This window comes from Bacillus sp. AFS059628 (assembly GCF_002571225.1).
Taxonomy (GTDB): Bacteria; Bacillota; Bacilli; order Bacillales; family Bacillaceae_G; genus Bacillus_A.
In genome coordinates this window covers 1-344 of sequence record NZ_NVEC01000140.1, presented here as the reverse complement: position 1 = coordinate 344, position 344 = coordinate 1, and the positions used below count along the sequence as shown (strand labels likewise).

Annotated in this window: 1 protein-coding gene; it reads right to left on the bottom strand. The window is 37.8% G+C overall.

The genetic code is table 11. The features are described from left to right. The coding region (locus COL05_RS30400; RefSeq protein ID WP_142337739.1) for a Cna B-type domain-containing protein at window positions 1-344 on the bottom strand (344 nt) is incomplete at both ends.

Sequence of the window (344 nt, the reverse complement as noted above, 5' to 3'; positions counted from 1 at the left end):
ATCGTGCTTGGACGATCTGTTGCATTGTTATCGTTCCACGTTTTTGTTCCTTCTACTTTTGTTTCGCCTACTTTTGTATTCGTAATGTCATAACCGTTTACTTCGGATTTGTATCCGTCTACCGGTTGTTCTTTCACTTCATACTTGTACGCTACTCCGTTTGTATCGTATGCTTGGAGTTTTTCAAACGTGTACTTCCAATTTGTTGCTTTACTTACTTCTTTCGTGTCAATTACTTTACCGTTTTGTAGTAAGTCTACTTTAATCGTGCTTGGACGATCTGTTGCATTGTTATCGTTCCACGTTTTTGTTCCTTCTACTTTTGTTTCGCCTACTTTTGTATT